17 protein-coding genes are annotated in these 20,034 nt (G+C 75.6%); 10 read left to right on the forward strand and 7 right to left on the reverse strand.

Annotated elements, in window-relative coordinates; all coding sequences use genetic code 11:
• Nucleotides 1-13 precede the first annotated feature (13 nt).
• The 4 genes from ACZ6PY_RS07460 (at nt 14) to ACZ6PY_RS07475 (ending at nt 5,181) form a co-directional block, all read left to right on the forward strand.
• A complete protein-coding gene (locus tag ACZ6PY_RS07460; protein WP_466070106.1) occupies nt 14-1,705 on the forward strand; it encodes a GAF domain-containing sensor histidine kinase in 1,692 nt (563 codons plus the stop codon).
• A gap of 7 nt (nt 1,706-1,712) precedes the next feature.
• A complete protein-coding gene (locus ACZ6PY_RS07465; protein WP_007072219.1) occupies nt 1,713-2,381 on the forward strand; it encodes a response regulator transcription factor in 669 nt (222 codons plus the stop codon).
• 210 nt (nt 2,382-2,591) lie between these two features.
• Nucleotides 2,592-3,404 (forward strand): SAM-dependent methyltransferase, encoded by an 813-nt coding sequence (locus tag ACZ6PY_RS07470; RefSeq protein WP_466070107.1) that lies wholly within the window; start codon nt 2,592-2,594, stop codon nt 3,402-3,404.
• Nucleotides 3,405-3,492: 88 nt separating this feature from the next.
• On the forward strand, nt 3,493-5,181 hold the full coding sequence (locus ACZ6PY_RS07475; protein ID WP_466070783.1) for a putative bifunctional diguanylate cyclase/phosphodiesterase: 1,689 nt from the start codon (nt 3,493-3,495) through the stop codon (nt 5,179-5,181).
• 6 nt (nt 5,182-5,187) lie between these two features.
• Here ACZ6PY_RS07475 and ACZ6PY_RS07480 read toward each other — a convergent pair whose 3' ends face one another.
• Nucleotides 5,188-5,862 (reverse strand): LuxR C-terminal-related transcriptional regulator, encoded by a 675-nt coding sequence (locus tag ACZ6PY_RS07480; protein WP_466070109.1) that lies wholly within the window; start codon nt 5,860-5,862, stop codon nt 5,188-5,190.
• Complete coding sequence (locus tag ACZ6PY_RS07485) at nt 5,814-7,112, reverse strand: sensor histidine kinase (RefSeq protein ID WP_466070111.1); 1,299 nt, start codon at nt 7,110-7,112, stop codon at nt 5,814-5,816. Before ACZ6PY_RS07485 ends, ACZ6PY_RS07480 begins: the two co-directional genes overlap by 49 nt.
• A 152-nt stretch (nt 7,113-7,264) precedes the next feature.
• Between ACZ6PY_RS07485 and ACZ6PY_RS07490 the strand changes: the two genes are divergently transcribed.
• The gene (locus ACZ6PY_RS07490; RefSeq protein ID WP_466070112.1) at nt 7,265-9,373 is read left to right on the forward strand and encodes an MMPL family transporter; all 2,109 of its coding nucleotides are present in this window, start codon (nt 7,265-7,267) and stop codon (nt 9,371-9,373) included.
• Between the two features lie 42 nt (nt 9,374-9,415).
• Here ACZ6PY_RS07490 and ACZ6PY_RS07495 read toward each other — a convergent pair whose 3' ends face one another.
• The 4 genes from ACZ6PY_RS07495 to ACZ6PY_RS07510 form a co-directional block, all read right to left on the reverse strand.
• Nucleotides 9,416-10,540, reverse strand: a complete 1,125-nt coding sequence (locus tag ACZ6PY_RS07495; RefSeq protein WP_466070114.1) for a glycosyltransferase family 4 protein — start codon at nt 10,538-10,540, stop codon at nt 9,416-9,418.
• Nucleotides 10,537-11,796 (reverse strand): M48 family metallopeptidase, encoded by a 1,260-nt coding sequence (locus ACZ6PY_RS07500; protein WP_466070115.1) that lies wholly within the window; start codon nt 11,794-11,796, stop codon nt 10,537-10,539. Before ACZ6PY_RS07500 ends, ACZ6PY_RS07495 begins: the two co-directional genes overlap by 4 nt.
• Before the next feature lie 108 nt (nt 11,797-11,904).
• A complete protein-coding gene (locus ACZ6PY_RS07505) occupies nt 11,905-12,114 on the reverse strand; it encodes a hypothetical protein (RefSeq protein WP_262282588.1) in 210 nt (69 codons plus the stop codon).
• Between the two features lie 132 nt (nt 12,115-12,246).
• Nucleotides 12,247-13,647, reverse strand: a complete 1,401-nt coding sequence (locus ACZ6PY_RS07510; RefSeq protein ID WP_466070117.1) for an NYN domain-containing protein — start codon at nt 13,645-13,647, stop codon at nt 12,247-12,249.
• Between the two features lie 127 nt (nt 13,648-13,774).
• On the opposite strand from ACZ6PY_RS07510, the gene ACZ6PY_RS07515 reads away from it, so the two are divergent.
• From ACZ6PY_RS07515 to ACZ6PY_RS07535, 5 genes are all read left to right on the forward strand, one after another.
• Nucleotides 13,775-15,532 (forward strand): DEDD exonuclease domain-containing protein, encoded by a 1,758-nt coding sequence (locus tag ACZ6PY_RS07515; protein ID WP_466070119.1) that lies wholly within the window; start codon nt 13,775-13,777, stop codon nt 15,530-15,532.
• A gap of 128 nt (nt 15,533-15,660) precedes the next feature.
• The gene (locus ACZ6PY_RS07520; RefSeq protein WP_466070785.1) at nt 15,661-17,451 is read left to right on the forward strand and encodes a RelA/SpoT family protein; all 1,791 of its coding nucleotides are present in this window, start codon (nt 15,661-15,663) and stop codon (nt 17,449-17,451) included.
• A gap of 48 nt (nt 17,452-17,499) precedes the next feature.
• Nucleotides 17,500-18,039 carry an NUDIX hydrolase gene (locus tag ACZ6PY_RS07525; RefSeq protein WP_262282372.1) on the forward strand — a complete coding sequence of 180 codons (540 nt, stop codon included), beginning with the start codon at nt 17,500-17,502 and terminating at the stop codon, nt 18,037-18,039.
• A complete protein-coding gene (locus ACZ6PY_RS07530) occupies nt 18,036-18,923 on the forward strand; it encodes a nucleotidyltransferase family protein (RefSeq protein WP_466070121.1) in 888 nt (295 codons plus the stop codon). The genes ACZ6PY_RS07525 and ACZ6PY_RS07530 overlap by 4 nt, the downstream gene beginning before the upstream one ends.
• A 52-nt stretch (nt 18,924-18,975) precedes the next feature.
• Nucleotides 18,976-19,263 carry an Lrp/AsnC family transcriptional regulator gene (locus ACZ6PY_RS07535; protein ID WP_262282370.1) on the forward strand — a complete coding sequence of 96 codons (288 nt, stop codon included), beginning with the start codon at nt 18,976-18,978 and terminating at the stop codon, nt 19,261-19,263.
• A 60-nt stretch (nt 19,264-19,323) separates the two neighbouring features.
• Here the strand turns inward: ACZ6PY_RS07535 and ACZ6PY_RS07540 are convergent, their stop codons facing one another.
• Nucleotides 19,324-19,998, reverse strand: coding sequence for a DUF4142 domain-containing protein (locus ACZ6PY_RS07540; RefSeq protein WP_433282442.1), 675 nt, complete (start codon nt 19,996-19,998; stop codon nt 19,324-19,326).
• Between the last annotated feature and the right edge of the window lie 36 nt (nt 19,999-20,034).

The raw sequence follows: 20,034 nt of genomic DNA on the forward strand, positions 1-20,034 counted from the left end.
TACCATCCGTCACGTGCCCGCCTCCACACCCGGTCCCCCGCAGACGCAGCCCCTCGCGGCCGCGGCGCGCGCGGTCCTCCTCGCGCTGGTCGCCGCCCTGACCCTGTTCGCCACCCGCGACGCCGCCCAGCTGTGGTGGATCGCCCTGCTCGGCGTCGCCGGGCTGCCCGCCGTGCTGGCGCCGCAGCACCGCCTGCTCGCCCCGATCAGCCGCTTCGCCGAGGTGGTGGTCCTCGGGCTGGCCGCCAGCCAGGTCGCCGCCGACACCCACCTCACCGGGGTCACCGGCGGGCTGGGCGCCTCGGCGGTCCTGCCGTACCTCGCCGTGCCGGTCACCGTGACCGCGCTGCGCCGCCGCTTCCGCGAGGGCGCGGCGCTGCTCGTGGTCTCGGCGGCCACCCTGCTGGTCAGCGCGGCCTTCACCGAGGTCGGCGGCGAGCCGCAGCTCGGCCAGCTCGGCTACCTGACGGTCTGCGCGCAGTGGCTGATCCTGGCCGGCCTCGGCCTCTACACGGCCGGCATGCTCCAGCGGGTGATGCGGGTCCGCGGCGAGGGCAAGCCCCAGCCGTACGCGGAGGCCACCCGGCTGCTCACCCAGCTGCGCACGGTCGCCCGCCAGCTTCCCGGCGCCACCCTGGACCCGGGCGGCATCTCCGAGCACCTGCTGGAGGAGCTGCGGGTGGTGGCGAAGACCGACCGGGGCGCGGTGCTGTCGGCCAGCGGGGGCGGCCGGCTCGTGGTGCTCGCCCAGATCGGCGCGGACCGGGTGGACTGGGAGACCACGCTCGACGCGGACTCGGCCATCGCCGACGCCTGGGCCAGCCAGCAGCCGACCACCTCGGCCCGCTCGCAGGCCCGCTCCCGGGCCGCCGGCGAGGTCTCGGCGCTGATCGTGCCGCTGGTCGCCGGCGTGCGCACGGTCGGCCTGGTGGTCGTCGAGGCGGACGCCGCGCACGCGTACCCGCCGCCGGTGGTGTCCCGGGTGACCGCGCTGACCGGCCCGGCGGCGCTGCGCCTGGAGGCCGCGCTGCTCTTCGACGAGGTGCGGTCGCTGGCCACCAACGAGGAACGGCAGCGGCTGGCCCGGGAGATCCACGACGGGGTCGCCCAGGAGCTGGTGATGGTCGGGTACGGCATCGACAACGCCCTCGCCACCGTGCACGACGACGCCGAGGAGACCGCCGACTCGCTGCGCACGCTGCGCCAGGAGGTCACCCGGGTGATCACCGAGCTGCGGCTCAGCCTGTTCGAGCTGCGCAGCGAGGTGGACCGGCACGGTGGCCTGGCCGCCGCCATCGCCGAGTACGCCCGCACCGTCGGCGCCTCCGGCGGCCTGCGGGTGCACCTGTCCCTGGACGAGTCCACCGCCCGGCTGCCCGCCGCCACCGAGGCCGAGCTGCTGCGCATCGCGCAGGAGGCGGTGACCAACGCGCGCAAGCACGCCGGGGCGGCGAACCTGTGGGTCACGTGTGAGGTGGACCCCCCGTACGCGCAGATCGAAGTGTCGGATGACGGTCACGGCATCGGTGACCAGCGCCCCGAGGGGCACTACGGTCTTGCGATCATGGCCGAGAGGGCGGAACGTATCCGGGGCCGGTTGGAGATCAGGCCGCGACAACCCAGCGGCACGACCGTGGCGGTGGTACTCGGCTCCTCGCCCCGGCGCGATAGTGTGCGCGGCAGCGCAGCAGCAGAAGGGGAGTAACCCGAGGATGACCACTAGCCCGACACCGGCCACCCGGACCAAGGTGCTCCTTGTCGACGATCACGATCTGATCCGCAAGGGTCTGCGGCACGCCTTCGAGCGGGACCGGCAGTTCGAGGTCGTGGGCGAGGCCGCCACGGCCGCGGAGGGCGTACGCCAGGCCGGCGCGCTCCAGCCGGACGTGGTGATCATGGATCTGCGGCTGCCCGACGGCAGCGGCCTGGAGGCCACCCGCGCCCTGCGCAAGTCCAGCGCGTCGATGGGCATCGTGGTGCTCACCATGTACGCCGGCGACGACCAGCTCTTCGGCGCCCTGGAGGCGGGGGCGAGCGCGTTCGTGCCGAAGACCGCCCCGGCCGACGAGGTGGTGGCCGCCGCCCGGCACGCCGCCTCCTCCCCCAGCGCGTTCACCGCGGCCGACCTGGCCGAGGCGATGAAGCGGCGGCTGGCGCCGTCCGGTCCGCAGCTCTCCCCCCGCGAGGGCCAGGTGCTGCGGCTGCTGGCCGACGGCATGAGCGTCGCCGGCATCGCCAAGCAGCTGTTCGTCAGCGAGTCGACCGCCAAGACGCACATCTCGAAGCTCTACGAGAAGCTCGGCGCCGCCAACCGCGCGCAGGCGCTGATGACCGCGCTGCGGCTGGGGCTGCTGGAGGCCCCGGACGCGCCGAAGTTCTGACGGCGTCCCGCCAGCTCGACGCCGGAGAGGCCCCGTCCGCACGCCGGACGCGGGCCTCTCCGGCATTCCGGGCACCGCGCGACCCCGTACGGTGAGCGGCCGGAAGCGGAGCGACGACGGTCTTTGCACCGCGACGGCGGGCGGGCAGAATACCCGGGTGATCCGCGCGGCGGTGACCCCCGCGCGTCGCCGACACAAAGGGGCAAGCGCATGCAGCGGCCGGACTGGGCACCCGAGACCATCGACATCGAGCGCCCCAGCGTGGCCCGCATGTACGACTACTACCTCGGCGGCTCGCACAACTTCGCGGCCGACCGGGCCGCCGCTCGGGCCATGGTCGAGGCGGTGCCGGAGGCCCCGCTGATGGCCCAGGCCAACCGGGCCTTCCTCCGCCGGGCGGTGCAGTTCCTGGCCGACGCGGGCGTCCGCCAGTTCCTCGACATCGGCTCCGGCATCCCGACCGTGGGCAACGTGCACGAGATCGCCCAGCGGATCGACCCGGAGTCCCGGGTGGTCTACGTCGACGTCGACCCGGTCGCGGTGGCGCACAGCCGGGAGATCCTGGCCGGCAACGAGCGGGCCGCGGTCGTCCAGGAGGACCTGCGCCGGCCGGAGGCCGTCCTCCGCCACCCCGACGTCCTCCGGCTGCTGGACTTCTCCCAGCCGGTCGCCGTGATGATCGTGGCGGTGCTGCACTTCATCCCCGACGAGGACCGCCCGGAGGAGTTCCTGCGGACGCTGCGCGCGGCACTGGCCCCGGGCAGCTACCTGGTCATGTCGCAGGCCAGCGACGACGGCCGGGCCGGCACCGGCGAGCGGGCCGAGGCCGAGCGGGTCTACCGGCGCACCGACAACCAGCTCTTCATCCGCAGCCGCGCCGAACTGACCGCGCTGTTCGCCGGCTTCGACCTGGTCGACCCGGGCGTGGTCTGGGTGCCGCAGTGGCGGCCGGACGCCCCGGAGCACGCGGAGAACGCCGCGCAGGCAGTCTTCATGGGTGGCGTCGGGCGGCTCGGTGGGTGACGACCGGGCCACCGCCACCACCCGCTCACGCCCCGGCGCCTTCGCCCGGGCCTGGGCCAAGGCGGTCTCCGGGACCAGCTACCTGCCGATGACGCAGGCCCAGCTCGAGGCGCTGCTCCAGCGGCTCACCGAGCGGCTGGCGCTGGCGCTGCGCGCCGACCCGTTCGACCTGCGGATCGGCCAGCAGGTCGGCGCCGAGCTGGTGCAGTCGCACATCGCCTCCGCGGAGGGGCTCGGCCGCACCATCGAGGTGATCCAGCTCCGCCTCGTGCGGGATCTCGACCTGGCCGTCGACGACGTCGAGGACCGGATGGCCCGGCTGCTGGCCACCGTCGCCACCGGCTACGCCCGCGCCCTGCGCGACCGGACGCTGGACGAGCAGGAGGCCATCCGGCGGGCCGCCATGACGGCCCGGGCGACGGCCGAACGGGCGCTGCGGGACAGCGAGGCCCGGTTCCGGCACCAGGCCACCCACGACCCGCTGACCGACCTGCCCAACCGCACGCTGTTCACCGAGCGGCTCACCGCCGCCATCACCGCGCCCGGGCGGGGCGCCGACCGGATCGGCGTGTGCTTCCTCGACCTGGACCGGTTCAAAGTGGTCAACGACTCCCTCGGCCACCAGGTCGGCGACTCGCTGCTGGTGGCGGTGGCCCGGCGGCTGCGCCGGGCGCTCGGCGAGCACCTGGTGGCCCGGCTGGGCGGCGACGAGTTCGTCATCCTGGTCGAGCGCACCGGCTGCACCGAGGACGTGGTGAAGGTGGCCGAGGCGGCGCTGGCCGCGGTGAGCGAGCCGGCGCTGGTCGACGGGCACGAGCTGACCGTGTCGGCCAGCATCGGCATCGTGGAGCGGCAGGTGGCCGGCACCTCGCCGCTGGAGCTGATGCGCGCCGCCGACAGCACCCTGCACTGGGCCAAGGCGGCCGGCGGGGCCCGCTGGTCGCTGTTCGACGCCGACCGCAACCGCCGGGACCTGGCCCGGTACGCCCTCTCCGCGGCGATCCCCGCCGCGCTGGACCGGGGCGAGTTCTACCTCGACTACCAGCCGCTGACCGGGCTGCGCGACGGCCGGGTGGTGGGCATGGAGGCGCTGGTCCGCTGGCGCCACCCGGAGCTGGGCGTGCTGCGGCCGGACAGCTTCATCCCGCTGGCCGAGGAGACCGGCCTCATCGTCCGGCTCGGCAGCTGGGTGCTGGCCGAGGCGTGCCGCGAGGCGTGCGGCTGGGCGGCCGGCCCGGACGGCGCGCCGTTCGTCAGCGTCAACCTCGCGGTCCGCCAACTGCACCGGCCCGGCCTCGTGCAGGAGGTGCGGGGGGTGCTGGGACGCACCGGCCTGCCCGCCGAGCGGCTGCAGCTGGAGATCACCGAGAGCACCATGATGAGCACCGTGGCCGAGCCGGTCCGCGCCCTGCGGGTGCTGGCCGACCTCGGCGTGCGGGTGGCCATCGACGACTTCGGCACCGGCTACTGCAACCTGGCGTACCTGCGGGACCTGCCGGTGAGCGAGCTGAAGGTGGCCGGCGAGTTCGTGGCCGGGCTGCGCGCCCCGGCCGGCGACCCGGGCAGCCGCACCGACGAACGCATCCTCGCCTCGCTGGTGTCCCTGGCGCACGCCCTCGGCCTGACCGTCACGGCCGAGGGGGTGGAGACGGCCGACCAGGCGGACCGGCTGCGCGCGATCGGCTGCGACGCCGGGCAGGGCTGGCACTTCGGCCGCCCCGGGCCGGCCGGGCCGCACCTGGACCGCTCCCCCGCGTTGACCGACACCGCCTCCTGAGCCGGGTCAGGCCGGGGTGCGCGACCGGCGGCCGTCCTCGCCGTGCAGGTAGGCCAGCACGGCCAGGACCCGCCGGTTGTCGTCGGTCGACGGCGGCATCCGCAGCTTGCTGAAGATGTTGTTGATGTGCTTGTTGACCGCCTTCTCGGTGACGAAGAGCCGCGCCGCGACCGCCGCGTTCGACCGGCCCTCGGCCATCAGGCCGAGCACCTCCCGCTCCCGGGGGGTCAGCTCGTCCAGCGGCCCCGCCCCGGACCGGCTGGCCAGCAGCTGCGCCACCACCTCCGGGTCCATCACCGTGCCGCCGGCCGCCACCCGGCGCACCGCGTCGACGAACTGGTCCACGTGGGACACCCGGTCCTTGAGCAGGTAGCCCACCCCACCGAGCCGGTCGGAGAGCAACTCCCGGGCGTAGAGCTGCTCGACGTGCTGGGACAGCACGAGGATCGGCAGCCCGGGAATCTCGGCGCGGGCCCGGATGGCGGCCTGCAGGCCCTCGTCGGTGAAGGTGGGCGGGAGCCGGACGTCGAGCACCGCGACGTCCGGGCGGTGCGCGATCAGCGCGGGCAGCACCGAGGGTCCGTTGTCGACGGCCCCGACGACCTGGCAGCCGAACGCCTCCAGGATGCGGGTCAGCCCGTCCCGGAGGAGGGCGAGATCCTCGGCGATGACAACTCGCACGGCAGCTCCATGCTGATGACGGTGGGCCCACCGGCCGGACTGGTCACCACCATCGTCCCATCGAACGCGGCCAGCCGGCGTCCCATCCCCGCCAGGCCGCCGCCCGCCGCCGGGTCGGCTCCGCCCCGCCCGTCGTCACCGACCACGATGGTCAACCGCCCGTCGGCGTGGCCGAGCTCGACCCACGCCCGGGACGCGCCGCTGTGCTTGCTGACGTTCGCCAGCCCCTCGGCCACCGCGAAGTACGCGGCGGACTCCACCGGGGCGGCCGGGCGGCCCGGCAGGTCGACGGTCACCACCACCGGCAGCGGCACGGCCAGCGCCAGCGCCCGGACCGCGCCCGCCAGGCCGCGCTCGGCGAGCACCGGCGGGTGGATGCCGCGCACCAGCCCGCGCAGCTCGGCCAGGGCCTGCCCGCTGGTCTCCCGGGCCTCGGCGAGCAGCCGCCGCACCGCCTCCGGGTCGTCGGCCAGGAGCTGCTCGGCCAGGCCGATGCTCATGCTCAGCGCGACGATCCGGGCCTGCGCCCCGTCGTGCAGGTCCCGCTCGATCCGGCGCAGCTCGGCCGCCTGCGCGTCCACCGTCTCGGCCCGCGTCACGGTGAGCTGGCGGACCCGCAGGGCCAGCTCGGCGCTGCGGGTCGGCGGCAGGAAGAACCTGGCGAAGGCCAGGTGCAGCCAGACCAGCCAGCGCCCGGCGGCCAGCCCGCCGACCAGGAACAGCGCGCCCAGCGGGACGCAGAGCAACGCCTCGAAGAGGTTGTCGATCGGCCAGAACGGGCCGTAGCCGAAGCCGACGGTCAGGTGCAGCACCAGGGGGACCCCGAGCACGCCCTCCAGGCCGTACAGCGGCAGGACGAAGGCGGCGAGGCAGACCGCGCCGGTGACCGCGCCGGGCAGCAGCCAGGACAGGTCGCGCCAGGTGGCCGGGTCGCTCACCACCCACCGGAACCGCCGCCAGGTGCCGAACTGCGCGCCCGCCGGGGCCGGCAGGTAGGGCGCGGCCAGCTCGACCCCGCCCCAGCGGGCCAGCCGGCGGTGCAGCCCGGCGCAGAGCCGGACCAGCGCGGTGACCACCGGGAACAGCGCGAACCCCACGCCGAACGCCGGGATCAGCACCAGCGACACCAGCGACAGCACGAAGAGCGCGACGTGCGTGGTCAACGACAGCAGGGCGATCAGCAGCCCCTGCGCGGCGGTGACCGCGCCGGGTCGGATCCAGGTGCGGAGCAGTCCGCGTACGCCGTCCACGGGCCTCATTCTGCGGCACCGGCCGGCCCGGATCGGTGGTGCTGGCACCACCCCGGCCGGCGCGCTGACACCCCTGACCCGCGCCCGGCCGGGCCGAAGGATCGGAAGCGGGGTCGCCGACCCCGCAACCGTGACGACGAAAGGGAACTCGGATGTCCCCGCAACGCCTGGCCGGCCTGCCCGCCGGCCGCCGCGGCAAGTACGCGGTCCTCCTCCTCTGGCTGGCGCTGCTCGTGGTGGCCGGCCCCCTCGCGCTGAAGCTCGGCGAGGTGCAGGACAACTCGACCCTCGGCGCGCTGCCGGCCGGCGCCGAGAGCAGCCGGGCCGCGGAACGCGCCGAAGCGGCCTTCCCCGGCTCGCGGCACCCCCTCGCGATCGCCGTCTACGTCCGCGACACCGGGCTCACCCCGGCCGACCGGGCCCGGGTCGAGGCCGACCGGGCCGCCTTCGCCCGGTACGCCGACGGCGGCGCGGTGTCCCCTCCGGTGGCCTCGGCCGACGGTCGGGCGTTGCTGCTCTCCCTGCCGGTCAGCCTCGACGACGAGCGGCGCGCCGAGACGGTCGACGCGCTCAAGGACCGGCTCGCCGACCGCGCGCCACCCGGCCTGCGGACCGCCCTGACCGGCGACGCTGCCGCCGAGCACGACGTCTTCGACGCCTTCGACGGGATGGACGGCGCGCTGCTGCTGGCCACCGCGCTCACCGTCGCCCTGCTCCTGCTGATCACCTACCGCAGCCCGGTGCTGTGGCTGATCCCGCTGGTCGGGGTGGCCGTCGCGAACCAGCTCGCCGGCGCGGTGGTCTACCTGCTGGCCCGGCACGCCGGGCTGGCCGTCGACTTCCAGAGCCAGACCATCCTCACCGTCCTGGTATTCGGCGTCGGGGTGGACTACGCCCTGCTGCTGATCGCCCGGTACCGGGAGGAGCTGCGCCGGCACGCCGACCGGCACGTGGCCATGGCGGCCGCCCTGCACCGCTCGGCCGGCGCGGTCTGCGCCTCGGCGGCGACCGTCGCGGTCGGACTGCTCTGCCTGCTCGCGGCCGACCTGCCGGCCACCCGCGGCCTGGGTCCGGTCGGCGCGGTCGGGATCGCCGCGGCGCTGCTGGCCATGACCACCCTGCTGCCGGCGGTGCTGGTGCTCTGCGGCCGGTGGCTGTTCTGGCCGTTCGTGCCCCGGTACACCCCCGGCGCCGACACCCGCGACCACACTGCCGACCACGGCGTGTGGCGCCGGGTCGCCGGCCTGGTCGCCGGCCGGCCCCGGGCGGTCTGGCTCGGCACCGCGGCCGCGCTGGCCGCGCTGACCCTGGGCATCGGCAACCTCGGCCTGGGCCTGCCCGACGAGGAGTCGTTCACCACCGAGGTCGGTTCGGTCGCCGGGCAGCGGCTGATCGCCGCCCACTACCCGGGCGGCTCGGCCGCGCCCGCCGAGATCCTGGCCGCCGCCGGGACGGCCGAGACGGTGGTGGCCGCCACCCGCGCGGTGCCGGGCGTCGCCGAGGTGGGCGCGCCGGAGCGCTCGGCGGACGGCCGGTGGGTCCGGGTGCCGGCGGTGCTCGCGGCCGCGCCGGACAGCGACGCCGCCCGGGACACGGTGACCCGGCTGCGGACCGCCGTGCACGCGGTGCCCGACGCGCGGGCCCTGGTGGGCGGGCGGACGGCCACCCTGCTCGACGAGGAGCACACGGTGAACCGGGACAACCGGGTGGTCATTCCGCTGGTGCTCGCGGTCGTCCTGGTCATCCTGGTGCTGCTGCTCCGGTCGCTGGTCGCGCCGCTGCTGCTGATGGTCAGCGTGGTGCTGTCGTACGCGGCCGCCATGGGGGCCGCCGGGCTGCTGCTCGACGCACTGGGCCACCCCCGGCTCTTCGTCGGGGTCCCGTTGCAGGCGTTCCTGTTCCTGGTGGCGCTCGGGGTGGACTACACGATCTTCCTGATGACCCGGGCCCGCGAGGAGGTCGCCCGGATCGGGCACCGGCCGGGCGTGCTGCGCGCGCTGACCGTCACCGGCGGTGTGATCACCAGCGCGGGCGTGGTCCTGGCCGCCACCTTCGGCGCGCTGCTGGTGCTGCCGCTGGTGCCGTCGGTGCAGATGGGCGTGATCGTGGCGGTCGGCATCCTGCTCGACACGCTGCTGGTGCGCAGCCTGCTGATCCCGGCGCTGACCCTGGACCTCGGCGTGCGCACCTGGTGGCCGGGCCGGCTGTCCCGCCGGTCGCCGCGGCCGGCCCCCGCGGAGCCCGCCCTGGCCCGCACCTGACCGGTTCGCTCTCCTGGCCCCGGCCCGGCTTCCGGGCCGGGGTCAGCCGGCGAGCAGGGCCGCCATCCGCTCGGCCTGGGTCTCCCAGCGCCACTCCCGCTCCACCCAGGCCCGGCCGGCCGCGCCGAGCTGGCGGGCCAGGTCCCGGTCGGCGAGCAGGGTCGCCACCCGGTCCGCGAGCTGCGGCACGTCCCGGCCGCGGACCACGTAGCCGGTCTCACCCTCGCGGACCGCGTCCGGCGCGCCACCGGAGTCGCCGGCCACCACCGGCAGCCCGGTCGCGCTGGCCTCCAGGTAGACGATCCCCAGGCCCTCGACGTCCAGGCCTCGGTTGCGGGTCCGGCAGGGCATCGCGTACACGTCCCCGGCGGCGTAGTGGGCGGGCAGCTCCGCCGAGGGCACCGAGCCGGTGAACACCACGTCGCGTTCCACCCCGGTCTGCCGGGCCAGCCTCTGCAGCGCCGCCCGGTAGGGGCCGCCACCGACGACAAGCAACGCGGCGTCCGGCACCCGGCGGCGGATCTCCGGCATCGCCCGGATGAGCATGTCCTGACCCTTGCGCGGGACCAGGCGCGAGACACACACCACGACCGGCCGGTCGGCGAGCCCCAGCCGCAGCCGCACCCGTTCCCCGTCGACGCCGGGGTGGTAGGTGTCCACGTCGACGCCCGGGGCGAGCCGGCGCAGCTCGGTCACCCCGTCGAGCACCCGGGCCAACCGGACCCGGGTGTACTCGCCGAGGTAGGTGGTGACGTCCACGCCCCGGCCGATCCGGCGCAGCGCCGCCCGGGCGCCGGGCAGCGTGGCCCAGCCGGCCTCGTGACCGTGGGTCAGCGCCACCGCCCGGCGGATCCCGGCCCGCCGGCGCAGCCCGGCCGCGAGCAGGCCCAGCGGGGCCGCCGCGCCGAACCACACGGTGTCGCAGTCGTACGCCCGGGCCAGCCGCGCCGCGCGGCGGGCCACCAGCGGGGTGGGCAGCAGCACCTTGGTCCGCTCCCGGACCACCTCGAACGGCTGGTCGGCGTCGAACTTGGCCGCGCCCCGCCAGCTCGACGCGTAGACCACCACGGAACCCGGGGGCTGGCGCACCGCCAGGTGGTGCACGAACGACTGGATGCCGCCGGGGCGGGGCGGGAAGTCGTTGGTGATCAGCAAGGTGCGGCTCATCGGCCGGGCTCCCTGGCGTAGGCGCGGGCGGCGGCCATCCGCTCCACGGTGGACGGGTGGGACGCCGACCAGAGGTATTCCCAGCGGGGCGGGTCGGGATCGGCCAGGTTCACCCCGGCCAGGCGGCGCTGCATCGCCTCGAACGTGCCCGGGTCGCCGGTGAGTGCCAGCGCGTGCGCGTCGGCGCGGGCCTCGACCCGCCGGGAGACCAGCGCCTGCGCCGGCGTGGCCACCAGGCCGGCCACCGTGACGAGCGCGAGCAGCAGCGGGAACGCCCGCGGCTGGGCGATCGAGTCGACGCCGGCCAGCCGCAGCAGGGGCGTCCACGAGCCGATCAGGAAGAGGGCCACCACCGCGGCGGCGGCGCCGAGCGCGCCGATCAGGGTGCCGGTCCAGACGTCCCGGTCCTTGGCGTGCCCCAGCTCGTGGGCGACCACGCTGGTCACCTCCGCCGGGTCCGCCTCGCGCAGCAGGGTGTCGTAGACGACCACCCGCCGGGTCGGTCCCAGCCCCGAGACGTACGCGTTGACCGCCCGGGTCCGCCGCGACGCGTCGGCGACCAGCACGTCGCGCACGGGCACCCCGTCCCGGGCCGCCAGGCTTGTCAGCTCGGTGCGCAGCGGGCCGGGCTCCATCGGGGTGAACCGGTTGAACACCGGCTCGACCAGCACGGGCAGCACGAACGACAGCAGCACCACCAGGGCGGCGGCCCCGGCCGCGCCGAACGCCCACCACCAGCGCGGGGAGAGCCGGACCACCGTGTAGAAGCCGAGCAGGACGAGCGCGCCGATGACCGCGCTGACCGCGTACGACTTGAGCAGGTCGACGGCCCAGCCGCCCCAGCCCTGGGTGCTCAGCCCGTAGCGGGTCAGCACGGTCTGCCGCCAGGCGGCGAAGGGCAGGGTGAGCAGGTCGGCGAGGAACATCACGGCCAGCCCGCCGAGCACCGCCTGGGCGGCCCAGTGCCCGCCGAAGGGCCGGCCGGCCAGCTCGACCAGACGGCCGCCGAGCGGGGTGAGCCCGAGCAGCAGGGCCACCACGAGACCGACGGCGAGCGCCGACCAGCCGGCCGGGCGCAGCGCGCCGTGGAAGGCGCGGCCCCGGGCCACCTGGTCGACGGGGAGCGCGCGCAGCGCCGCGAGCTGGTCGGCGCGGGGCGCCGGCGGCCGGGTCCACGGCACCAGCAGCGCCCCGGCGACGAGCAGCGCGACGGCCAGCCCCGCCAGGGTCAGCACCGCCCAGCCGCGCGGGGTCACCGCCCCACCCCGTCGCGCCCCACCCGGTTCATGCCCCGCTCCCCTCCCGCCGTGAGCGCTCATCCTAAGGCCCGGGGGCGGCGCGGTGGCCGTGGTGGCCGAGCGGGATCAGGCCACCCGGCGGCCGGACCGACGCCGGGGAGCGGGCGGGGCGGGCAGCACCTGCACCTCGAAGCCGGCCCGGGCGAACACCTCGATCGCCCGGTGCTCGGCGGGGCCCAGGTCGGCCGCCGCGGCACCGGTGTCGAGCAGCGCGGTCACCAGGCAGCCGGAGCACCCGGCGCCCCGGATGCCGCAGGTGTCGCAGTCGATGAGCATCAACGCCTCCTGACGCGTGGCCGGTGGCGGACCGGAGAGGAGCCCGCCACCGTCGGTCACCACGAGGCTAGGCCGGGGGTGTGACAGAACCGGACAACGAGGCAGCACCCACCCCGAACCCGATCATCGGCGTCAGGACCGGGCGAGCCGCCGCAGCAGCGAGTCGGCACCGAGCGGGTAGGCGCCGTGCCGGCGCACCCCGTCGGCAACCTCGCGGTCGGAGGAGATCACCACCACCGGCCGCCCGGCCGGCTCGGCGCGGACCAGCCGGCGGATGAGCTCGTCCGCCGTCTCCCCCTTGTGGGAGAAGAGCACCCGCACCCCGCGCGGCGCGGGCGGCAGCCCGTGGATCCGTTCGGCGCCGTCGAAGACCACGGTGACCTCGTCGCCGGTCTGCGCGGCGATCCCGCCCAGCCCGGTGATCAGCCGCTTGCGCTGCTGCTCGAGCGACATCTCGCCGAAGCCCCGCTTGGTGACGTTGTAGCCGTCCACCACCAGGTGCGCCTTGGGCAGGGCGAGCAGCTGGTCGAGGCGGGCCGGGTCGTCGGTGTCCCGGGCCCGGGTGGCGGCCCCGGCCGGGGTGGCCCCGGGCTGGTCGGCGAACGCGTCGGCGACGAAGTCGGCGGGCAGCCTGTCCACCGGGTCCAGGGCCAGCTCGCGGCGGAGCCCGACGGCGGCCTGCCCGATCGTCTCCAGCAGCAGCCACAGCCTGGCCTCGTCGACCGAGCGGGCCTCCTTGGCGCTGACCCGGGCCACCCCGGCCGCGGCCTCCGCCTCGGCCAGCCGGGCCCGGGCCCGGCGCAGCTCGGCGTCCGCGTCGGCGGCCGCGCGGGCGGCCCGGCCGCGCTCGGTGGCCAGCATCTCGGTGGCCTTGCGCTCCCGGGCCTGGGTCTCCCGGAGGGTACGGGCGAGCTGCCGGGCCTCCTCGCGGAGCTGGCCCAGCTCCTCCCGGACCCGGGCGAGCTCGTCGCGGAGCTTCTCCGCCTCGACCCGGGCCACCGCCCGGTCGTGCTCGGCGCGGGTGGCGCGCTGCTCGGCCTCGCGGACCAGCTCGGCGACCACGGCGCTGTCCGCCTCGGCGCGCACCGCGGCGCCGCTGGCCTCGATCAGCTCCCGCCAGCCCCGGGGCCGGGCCAGGTACGCCAGGGCGGCCACCTCGACCGGGTCGGCCGCCGCCGGGGCGGTGCCCTCCACCACGGCCGTGCCCAGGTCGCCGGCGTCGGCGAGCACCCGCGCGGTGACCCGCTGCCGGAAGAGCGGATCGGCGGTGAGCTGGGCGGCGATGGCCGGGGCGCCGAGCCGGGCGCGCCGGTTGGGGGCGAACTTGGCCACCCGGCGCAGCGGCACCGGCACCTCGTCGGCGGCCAGCCCGGGCAGCACGGCGGCGGTGAGCGACACGATCCGCTGCCGGACCGGCTCGGGCAGGGTGGGCTCCGGCTCGGGCGGCGTGGCGGGGGTCTCACCGGGGTCCTGCGCGCCGACCACCGGCTCCTCCACGGAGGAGTGGTCGTCGTGCGGCTCGGTGAGGGGCATGTGGCAAGTCTCCCACCCCGACCGGGCCCACCGCCCGGTGAGTGAGCCGATCTCTCATCCTACCCCCGTGGTAACTCCTGAGGCTGCCGGGACGGGAGTGTCGGACCCCGCCGCTAGCGTGCCGCGGGTGACGCGAGCGGACTACGTCCAGGAGGCCCTGGCCGGCCTGGACCGGGTGGCGGGCACGGGTGTCGACCTCGCGCTGCCGCTCTACGCGACCACCTTCGTGGTGGTCGACCTGGAGACCACCGGCGGCGCGCCGGACGGCGGCGGGATCACCGAGATCGGCGCCGTCAAGGTGCGCGGCGGCGAGGAGCTGGGTGTGCTGGCCACCCTGGTCAACCCGGGGGTGCCGATTCCGCCGTTCATCACCGTGCTGACCGGGATCACCCAGGCCATGCTGCTGCCCGCGCCGCCCATCGAGCAGGTCCTCCCGAGCTTCCTGGAGTTCGTCACCGACGCCGTCCTGGTCGCCCACAACGCCCCCTACGACGTGGGCTTCCTCAAGGCCGCCTGCGCGAAGCACGGCTACCGCTGGCCCAACCCGCGGGTGCTGGACACCGCCGCGCTGGCCCGCCGGGTGCTCACCCGCGACGAGGTCCCCAACCGCAAGCTGGGCACCCTGGCGGCCTACTTCCGCACCGCCACCCAGCCCACCCACCGGGCGCTCGACGACGCCAAGGCCACCGTCGACGTGCTGCACGGGCTGATCGGCCGGCTCGGCGGGCACCGGGTGGACACGATCGGCGAGGCCATCGAGTTCGCCCGGGCGGTCACCCCGACCCAGCGCCGCAAGCGCCACCTCGCCGAGGGGCTGCCGAAGGTGCCCGGCGTCTACATCTTCCGGGCCGCCGACGACCGTCCGCTCTACGTCGGCACCTCCGGCGACATCGCCACCCGGGTGCGCAGCTACTTCACGGCCGCCGAGAAGCGGGCCCGGATCTCGGAGATGCTGGCCGCCGCCGAGCGGGTCGAGGCGGTCGAGTGCGCCCACTCGCTGGAGGCCGAGGTGCGTGAGCTGCGGCTGATCGCCGCGCACGCCCCGCCGTACAACCGGCGGTCGAAGTACCCGGAGCGCCAGGTCTGGCTGAAGCTGACCGACGAGGCGTACCCGCGGTTGTCGATCGTGCGCGACCTGGCCCCCACCGACTCGGCCTACCTCGGCCCGTTCCGCTCCAAGCAGGCGGCCGAGCTGGCCGCCGCCGGGTTCCACGACGCGGTGCCGCTGCGCCAGTGCACCCACCGGCTGTCCCGGCGCACCACGATGCCGGCCTGCGCGCTGGCCGAGCTGGGTCGCTGCCCGGCGCCCTGCGAGCACCGGATCACCCCGGAGGAGTACGACCTCCGCGCCGCCGTGCCGTTCCGCACGGCCACCCGCGACGACCCGCAGGTGGTGGTGGACGCCCTGCTGGCCCGGATCGAGGTGCTCTCCGCCGCCCAGCGCTACGAGGAGGCAGCCGTGGTGCGCAGCCGGCTCGCCGCGGTGCTGCGCGCGGCGGTCCGGATGCAGCGCCTGGCCGCGCTGACCGGCATCGCCGAGCTGGCCGCCGCCCGCCCCGCCGCCGGGGGCGGCTGGGAGCTGGCCCTGGTGCGCCACGGCCGGCTGGCCGGGGCCGGGGTGTCCCCGCCGGGTGTCCACCCGCGACCGACCATCACCGCGATCCGGGCCACGGCCGAGACGGTCCTGCCCGGGCACGGCCCGGTGCCGGCGGCCACCGCCGAGGAGACCGAGCGGATCCTGTCCTGGTTGGAGCGACCGGAGACCCGGCTGGTCGAGACGTCGGCCGGCTGGGCGTCGCCGGTCGCCGGCGCGGGCCGGTTCCGGGACCTGCTGACCAAGGCGGAGAACGGCGCGTCCCACCAACTCTCGACCGAACGCTCATGACCAAGTGTCCGATCGGACTACGTCAACTCCCTTAGGCTGTTGGAGAAGTGCAGTCCTGCCCGATTCGCGGGCCTGCCTCCGGTCGCCGGCCCCGGCGTCCCGGGGGCCGGGGTGAGGAGGTGTCCCAGGTGGACGTCGACGCCGGACACGGCGCCGCCCTGGGCGGCGCCCTTCCGACCCAGCCCGGCGACCTGCCACTCTCCCGGCGCCTGCGCTCACTGCTCACCTGGCCCACCACCGACAACGACCCGGTCACGGCGCTGGTCCGCGCCCATCGCGGCATCCATCCCAGCGCCGACGCGTCGGTGCTGCGGCGGGCCTACACGATCGCCGAGAACATGCACCGCGGTCAGTTCCGCAAGAGCGGCGAGCCCTACATCACCCATCCGCTGGCGGTCGCCCAGATCTGCGCGGACCTCGGCATGGACACGACCACCCTGGTCGCCGCGCTGCTGCACGACACGGTGGAGGACACCCGCTACACCCTGCAGGCCCTCCAGGAGGACTTCGGGCGCCAGGTGGCCCACCTGGTCGACGGGGTGACCAAGTTCGACAAGGCGTTCTACGGCAAGGCCGCCGAGGCGGAGACCGTCCGCAAGATGATCGTCGCGGCCGGCAAGGACGTCCGGGTGCTGATCATCAAGCTGGCCGACCGGCTGCACAACATGCGCACCCTCGGGGTCCGCTCGGCCGCCTCCCGCGAGCGGATCGCCAGCAAGACCCAGGAGGTGCTCGTCCCGCTCTGCGACCGGCTGGGCATCCAGACCCTCAAACGCGAGCTGGACGACGTGGTGCTGCTGCACCTGCATCCGGAGGAGCACGCGCGGATCGCCCGGTTCGTGCACGACCGGCCGGGCTGGGACGCCTACCTCGACGACGTGGTCGCGAAGACCCGGGCGGCCCTGCGCCGCAGCCGGGTCGACGCCGAGGTCGGTCCCCGCCCCCGGCACCTCTACTCGATCTGGAAGGACACGGTGGCCGGCGAGCACACCGCGCCCTACGACCTGCCCCGCATCGCCATCGTGGTGGACGGTCCGGCCACCGACTGCTACGCCGCGCTCGGCGCGGTGCACGGGCTCTGGCGGCCGGTGCCGGGCCGCTTCAAGGACTTCATCGCCTCCCCGAAGAACAACCTCTACCGGTCCCTGCACACCAGCGTCTGCGGGCCGCAGGACCGGACCGTCGAGGTGCTGATCCGCACCGAGGAGATGCACCACTCCGCGGAGTACGGCGTGGCCGCCCACTACCGCTTCCCCCGCGCCGCCGGCCGCGCCGACGAGCGGACGGACGAGCTGGCCTGGCTGCGCCGGGTGCTCGACTGGGAGCAGGAGACGGTCGATCCCACCCAGTTCATGGAGTCGCTGCGCTGCGACCTCGCCGAGGCGCAGATCCAGGTCGTCGCCGACGGCCGGCAGGTGGTGCTGCCGGCCGGGGCCACCCCGGTCGACCTCGCCTACGAGCTGGGCACCGAGCGGGGCGACCACTGCCTCGCCGCGCGGATCAACGGCCGGCTGGCGCCGCTCTCCTCCGAGCTGGAGGAGGGCGACGTGGTGGAGATCTTCACCGAGAGCGACGCGGAGAGCGGCTTCGAGGTCGACGTGGCGCCGCGCGGGCCGCGCCGGGAGTGGCTGGGCTTCGTGAAGTCCCCGCACGCGCAGATGCAGATCAACCGCTGGTTCGCCGAGCACACCGAGCCGGGCATCTCGATCGCCGACAAGGTCCGCCTCGGCCGGGCCACCATCGGCCTGGCGCTGCGCAAGCACGACCGGGGCCTGGCCAGCGACCTGCCGCTGCTGCGGCTCTCCGAGGAACTGGGCTACCCCGACCTGGAAACCCTGCTGGTGGCGGTGTTCGACCGCACCGTCGAGCCCGACACGGTGGTCCGGCAGCTGATCGATCTGGTCGACCACCGGCAGTAGCGAGCTCCGCTCATCCGCCGGCGCCGCCCGGCCACTAGCCTTACAGGCATGATCCCCCGCGCACGTGCCACCGGACGGGCCCTCGGCTACCAGATCTTCTACCGGCTTCCCGTCCCGCTGCGGCGGCGGCTGGTCCGGCTCGCCGTGCCGAAGTACATCGTCGGCGCGGTCACCCTGGTCCGGGACTCCGAGGCCGGCGGGGCGGGGCGCATCCTGCTGCTGCGCCAGCCGCCCGGCCACAGCTGGACCCTCCCGGCCGGGCTCCTGCAGCGCGGCGAGGCGCCGGTGGTGGGCGCGGCCCGCGAGCTGCACGAGGAGTCCGGCATCAAGCTGGCCCCCGAGCGGCTGCGCCCCGCCGTGCCGAACGCCGTGGTGCACGCCAAGGGCTGGGTGGACGTGGTCTTCGAGACCGAGGTGCCGGCTTCCAGCACGGAGCTGGCGGTGGACGGCGCCGAGGTCTTCGAGGCCGCCTGGCATCCGCTGGACGAGCTGCCCCGGCTGAGCCGGGCCACCGCCAACCTGCTCCGGTACTACGGGATCGGCCCGCGCGCGGACGAGGCCCCGCCGGCGGCACCCCCCGCCGCGTGACCGGCCCCGGCGCGCCCGCGGCCGGGCCGGGGTGGCGGGCCGCCGTCGACATCTGCGCGGTCGTGCTCGCCGCCGGCGAGGGCACCCGGCTGCGCCCGCTCACCGCGCACCTGCCCAAGGCGCTCTGCCCGGTCGGCAACGTGCCGCTGCTCGACCGGGCGCTGGACCGGCTGGCCGGGCTGGGCCTCACCGGGCCGGACCGGGTCGCGGTGAACGCCTGCTACCTGGGCGGGCAGGTGGTGGCGCACGTGGGCGCGCGGGCGCACCTGTCGGTCGAGCCGGGCGACCCGCTCGGCACCGCCGGCGGGCTGGGCAACCTGCGGGACTGGATCGCCGGGCGGGGCGTGCTGGTCGGCAACGCCGACGCGTACCTGGCCGACCCGGACGCCCCGCCGGGACCGGACGTGGCGGCGCTGCTGGACGGCTGGGACGGGCGGAGCGTACGCCTGCTCGGCCAGCCGGCCGACGACCCGGCGGCCCCCGGCACCTTCGCCGGCCACCGGTTCGTGGGGTTCTCGCTGCTGCCGTGGCGGCTGGTCCGGGAGCTGCCGCCGGCCTTCGGCGACCTGGTCCGGGCGGTCTGGCGGCCGGCCGAGGCGGCCGGCGCGCTCAGCGTGGTCCCCTACCGGGGCACCTTCTACGACACCGGCACCCCGGCCGACTACCTGGCGGCCAACCTGCACGCGGCCGGCCCGGGCGGCCTGGTCGACCCGTCCGCCACGGTCGACGGGCGGGTGACCCGCTCGGTGGTCGGCGCGGGCGCCGTGGTGCGCGGTGCGGTGGACCGCTCGGTCGTCTGGCCCGGCGCCACGGTCGCCGCGGGGGAACGCCTCAGCGGGGTGGTCCGGGCGGGCGCCGACCTGACCGTCCCGGCGGCCCGGTGAGCCGCCCAGCCTCTAGCATGGGCGTCGACGCCGACGAACGGAGAAATGTCCCGTGATCACCGCGATCGTGCTGATCGACTGCGCCACCGACTCCATTCCCGAGGTGGCCGAGACGCTGGCCAACCTGCCCGGCGTCAGCGAGGTCTACTCGGTGGCCGGGCACGTCGACCTGATCGCCATGGTGCGGGTCCGCGAGTTCGAGCAGATCGCCCAGGTCATCGCCGGCCGCATCTCCAAGGTGCCCGGCGTGCTCAACACCGAGTCCCACATCGCGTTCCGCGCCTACTCACAGCACGACCTGGAGGAGGCGTTCGCGATCGGGCTGGCCAGCGCCGACTGACCCGCACGCCGGTGGCCGGCCCACCCCGCGGGGCGGACCGGCCACCGTCGGTCGTACGCGTCAGCTCTGGCCGGGCGCCGGGGTCTCCGTGGTGCCCGGAGCGGGCTCCTCGGTGCCGGTGCCGCCCGGAGCCGGCGACTCGGTTCCGCCCGGAGCCGTCGACGTGGTGCCGCCCGGGCTGGGCGTGCCGCTGGCGCTGGTCTGCGGGACCGGGACGCCCAGGGTCTGGGCGAGGGCCACCAGTTCGTCGTAGTGCGCCTGCAGGATCGGCAGGGCGTCCTGGGCGAGCTGGATCACCGACTGCTCGGAACCCTGCGAGATCTCGGTCTGGGTGGCCTGGATGGCCTGGACGTGACCGGCCAACTGGGCGGTCACCCACGCCTTGTCGAACTCGGCGCCGCTGAGGTTGTTCAGCCGGTCGAGGACCTTCTGCTGGTCGGCGGTCGGATCGGCCGGCAGCTGGACGTTGAGCTGCTGGGCGGTGGACTGCACCGTCTGGTCCAGCTGGGTGTGGTCCGTCACGAACATCTTGCCCAGGTCCTTGACCTGCTGGTTCTGGCCCTTCTGCTGCGCCAGGTTACCCGCGGTGATCTCGAACAGGTTCACCTGGTGCACCGCCTGCAGGTACTGGGTGTCCTGCGTCGACGGCTGCGCCGCGGCCTGGGCCGCGGCGGCGGGTGCAAGTCCCACGAGCACCAGCGCGGCCAGCAGGCCCAGACGTTTGATTCCCAACATGCTTTCCCCCCCTTGAGACGTTGGACCGCACGGATA

It is taken from the genome of Micromonospora sp. NPDC048907, assembly GCF_055586885.1.

Excerpts from the sequence above, each read along its gene's own strand:
- ACZ6PY_RS07540 (WP_433282442.1), bottom strand. The coding sequence starts at position 19,998 with ATGTTGGGAATCAAACGTCTGGGCCTGCTGGCCGCGCTGGTGCTCGTG.
- ACZ6PY_RS07525 (WP_262282372.1), top strand. The coding sequence starts at position 17,500 with ATGATCCCCCGCGCACGTGCCACCGGACGGGCCCTCGGCTACCAGATC.
- ACZ6PY_RS07470 (WP_466070107.1), top strand. The coding sequence starts at position 2,592 with ATGCAGCGGCCGGACTGGGCACCCGAGACCATCGACATCGAGCGCCCC.
- ACZ6PY_RS07490 (WP_466070112.1), top strand. The coding sequence starts at position 7,265 with ATGTCCCCGCAACGCCTGGCCGGCCTGCCCGCCGGCCGCCGCGGCAAG.
- ACZ6PY_RS07475 (WP_466070783.1), top strand. The coding sequence starts at position 3,493 with ATGACGCAGGCCCAGCTCGAGGCGCTGCTCCAGCGGCTCACCGAGCGG.
- ACZ6PY_RS07505 (WP_262282588.1), bottom strand. The coding sequence starts at position 12,114 with ATGCTCATCGACTGCGACACCTGCGGCATCCGGGGCGCCGGGTGCTCC.
- ACZ6PY_RS07465 (WP_007072219.1), top strand. The coding sequence starts at position 1,713 with ATGACCACTAGCCCGACACCGGCCACCCGGACCAAGGTGCTCCTTGTC.
- ACZ6PY_RS07495 (WP_466070114.1), bottom strand. The coding sequence starts at position 10,540 with ATGAGCCGCACCTTGCTGATCACCAACGACTTCCCGCCCCGCCCCGGC.
- ACZ6PY_RS07510 (WP_466070117.1), bottom strand. The coding sequence starts at position 13,647 with ATGCCCCTCACCGAGCCGCACGACGACCACTCCTCCGTGGAGGAGCCG.